At 63.7% G+C, this 3223-nt stretch carries 4 protein-coding genes and 1 pseudogene; 1 reads left to right on the forward strand and 4 read right to left on the reverse strand.

The annotated features are described in order from the left end of the window. The 3 genes and pseudogenes from JHD07_RS34635 to JHD07_RS34645 all read right to left on the reverse strand — a co-directional run. A pseudogene (locus JHD07_RS34635) lies at window positions 1-263 on the reverse strand (SGNH/GDSL hydrolase family protein); the annotation flags it as partial. 13 nt (window positions 264-276) lie between these two features. Continuing rightward, the gene (locus JHD07_RS34640) at window positions 277-1092 is read right to left on the reverse strand and encodes an SGNH/GDSL hydrolase family protein (protein WP_291630341.1); all 816 of its coding nucleotides are present in this window, start codon (window positions 1090-1092) and stop codon (window positions 277-279) included. Beyond that, a complete protein-coding gene (locus tag JHD07_RS34645) occupies window positions 1092-2339 on the reverse strand; it encodes an OpgC domain-containing protein (RefSeq protein WP_291630343.1) in 1248 nt (415 codons plus the stop codon). Before JHD07_RS34645 ends, JHD07_RS34640 begins: the two co-directional genes overlap by 1 nt. Window positions 2340-2518: 179 nt before the next feature. Between JHD07_RS34645 and apaG the strand changes: the two genes are divergently transcribed. Then, window positions 2519-2911 (forward strand): Co2+/Mg2+ efflux protein ApaG, encoded by a 393-nt coding sequence (gene apaG / locus JHD07_RS34650; RefSeq protein WP_291630349.1) that lies wholly within the window; start codon window positions 2519-2521, stop codon window positions 2909-2911. A 61-nt stretch (window positions 2912-2972) separates the two neighbouring features. Here the strand turns inward: apaG and JHD07_RS34655 are convergent. After that, window positions 2973-3223: hypothetical protein (locus JHD07_RS34655; RefSeq protein ID WP_291630345.1), on the reverse strand; the 251-nt coding region annotated here is incomplete at its 5' end.

Consider the following 3223-nt stretch of genomic DNA (forward strand, 5'->3'; position numbering starts at 1 on the left):
CGGTTGAAGATGTCGGCGGCGGACTTCGCGACCTCCTTCACCTTGTCGATGGCGCGAGACGTGACGCCGCGCGGCTCGGACGACCTTGCGGCAACGTTGGTCTGGGACGGCGGAGCGGGCGCAGGATCAGCCGACTGGGCGGGTGCGGGGGTCGGCTCTGCGGCTGGCGTCTGCGCATGCGAGGCCGGCGTCAGCAACAACAGCGCCGCCGCGGCGGGCACGGCCAGCCATGTCGTCAGGCAAAAAGGGCGGAGAGAACTCATTAACGCTAGACCCTCAATTTTGCTGCTGCGCCGGCTCCAGACGGGCTGCGTCGATCACGAACTGCGCCAGTGACCGGCCAAGGCAATCATGGACCTGCTTCGCGAGCTCGGGCCCGCGGGACGGGCTGAACAGGTCGAACTGGCCCTGATCATTCCACTGCCGCATGATCGAGAAACGATCGAACAGCGGGATGTCATGCTCCTGCGCCACCACGCGCATATTATCTAGGAAAGGCTGTGCCGAAATCATCGTTTCGGTGCGGGGACTGTACTGCAAATTCATCAAGACGACGTCAGCCCCTGCCTTTTGCAGCGCAACAACACCGTCGGTGACCGCGCTACGAAATTCGTCGGGATCGATGGATCGGATAGCATCCACGGTCCCGGTCTGCCAGATGACCAAAGTAGGCGTTTTTGCTTCCATCAGCTTAACGAAGGTGGACGCGGTCTCCTCTGCCGTTTTCTTGCTCTGTATTTCTACGGAGACGTGCACGACCTCGGACGGCGGCAGCTTTTCCTTGAGGATCGCCTCCATGCGCGCCGGGTATGAGCTGCTTTCCGACGACGGAATGGTGGTCGAGCGGCTGCCGATGACCAGGATATCGAGCGGTTTGCCGGCCTTGACCGCATCCGCGACCTTGGGCAGCTGGCTTTCGCTGGAGAGCAGATAGGACGGCAATTCGCAGGCTGCGGGCACAGGGGATGTGGCAGGTGCGGCCGTGGTGGGTGAGGTCGTGGCAGGCGTGGACGCGGCATCGCCCGCGCGCGCCAGGGGCGCGGCGAGGCCACCGCATAGCAGAACCAGGCTCAGGAGAACCTTCGCCTTCATCAGCCCCCTCCCGCCAGATCGGCGTTGCCGACGGCGTTCTTGGTTTTCGCACCGCTCTTGTCAGCCACGCGCTTGTACCATGAAATCACCCAGGCGACCCCCCACATGATCAGGACTCCGGAGAGACTAATCAACGCATGCATGACCGGGCCGCCGGAGACTTCGGCAAGCACGAAATGGCCGGCAAAGGCCAGGAAAACGCCGAGGCAGAAGATCTCGAGGGAATGCTGCCCGCACAGGATCAGCGGCCGCAGCCAGGGCGACTTCAGGCCCGGCCAGTCCCGTGGCAGGAAGCGCACCGTGAGCGCGGCCAGCGCCAGGAAATGGATGAAGCGCAGCACGTCGAGGTCGGTCTTGTTGATCGGATACATCCACTGCTCGATCCGCTTCGGCATGAACAGGGAGAGCTGCGGCACATACCAGGTCAGCGTCACGTAGAACGCCGCGACGAGATAGGCGATCGCCATCCACATCGTAACGCGTGACGACAGAATGCGCGACATGCGCCGCGCACCTCCGAGCGCACACCATGCCCCGAACACGAACAGCAATTGCCAGGCAAAGGGATTGAAGGCCCAGAAGCCGTTCGGATAGGCCGACAGATAGAGATCGTACTCCCAGGTAACCGCGTAGAGCAGCACCGAAAGCCCGAGCGTGACGTCGGGCCGCCACTTCATCGACCACAGGATCAGCGGCAAGGCCAGCATCAACACGATGTAGAGCGGCAGCACGTCCATGTTGACGGGACGAAAACGCAAAAGCAGCGCCTGCACGATGGTGACATCGGGCTGCTTGAGGAAGTCCATGATGCCCATCTCTTCGGTATAGAGCGGGTTCTCGAAGCGAGTCGCCACGTATGAGATCTCGGCGAGGAAGATCGTGAACAGGAATACGTGGGCGACGTAGATCTGCCAGACGCGGCGCAGGATGCGCGCGGTGGCGATAAGTACGCCGCTCTCCAGCATCGCGCGGCCGTAGACGAAGGCCGCGGTGTAGCCGGAGATGAAGATGAAAATCTCCGTGGCGTCGCTGAAGCCGTAATTGCGGATGGTGAACCAGGTCAGCAGGCTCGCCGGCAGATGGTCGATGAAGATCAGCCACAGCGCGAGCCCCCGGAACAGATCGAGCCTAAGCTCGCGCTCGCCGATGGCGGGCAGCGTGATCGCCGGTGCGGCCGCGCGCGGCCTCGTCCCCGCAGGCTTGGTCCCCGCGATCGTCGTCCCCGTCACCTCGTCGGCAATGCTCATCGGGGGCCAAAACCCTTCCGCAAATCGCGTCGTTTCAAGCAGTGTACCGGCCCGGCCGATCTCTCGCAAAGCGGCCGCACGCAGCGAGGTGTCCTACCCTTCCAATTCTGGCGGGACGATGTCGCCTAAGCCGCTTGAGGGGTTTGGTTCCCGGCGGCGGATTCGGTATGATGGAGGTCATGTACCGCGCCGTGACCCGCCAGATTGAAGTGACCGTCGAGCCGAACTTTGTTCCGGAGCAGTCGTCGGCCGACCGCTCCCGCTATTTCTGGTCCTACACCATCGTCATCACCAATTCGGGCGACGAGACCGTCCAGCTCAAGACTCGGCACTGGATCATCACCGATGCCTCCGGCCGCCAGCAGGAGGTAAAGGGCGAGGGCGTGGTGGGCGAGCAGCCGGTCCTGGCCCCCGGCGAGCGCTTCGAATACACCTCCGGCGTGCCGCTCTCGACCGCCTCCGGCTTCATGACCGGCCGCTACCAGATGGTCAGCGAGACCGGCGAGCGCTTCGAGATCGACGTGCCGGCGTTTTCGCTGGACAGCCCCGACAGCAAGCGCGTGCTGAACTGACCCGCCGCTCCGGCGGCAAGCGCAGCACGCCCACATTTTCGGTCGTCCACCGAGCCGTTCTTCACATCACGCGGATCGGGAACACCATCCGAACGCCGCGCCCGGCAGGAAAAAGGGCCTCGAGCACCACGGTATCCGATCCGAGATAGCCACGCTGCGAGGTGTAGACGGCCTCGACGCCGGGCACGCGGCGGCGGTTGCAGACGCTGCGGATATTGCTCTCGGCGAAACGCGGAAACACGCCGATGTTGCGGATCTTGACGCTGCCGTGCTCGGGCGCCTGTGCGACCCGCAGCACGACCGTACCAGCGG

Source organism: Bradyrhizobium sp. (assembly GCF_016462955.1).
In the GTDB taxonomy this organism is placed as follows: Bacteria; Pseudomonadota; Alphaproteobacteria; order Rhizobiales; family Xanthobacteraceae; genus Bradyrhizobium.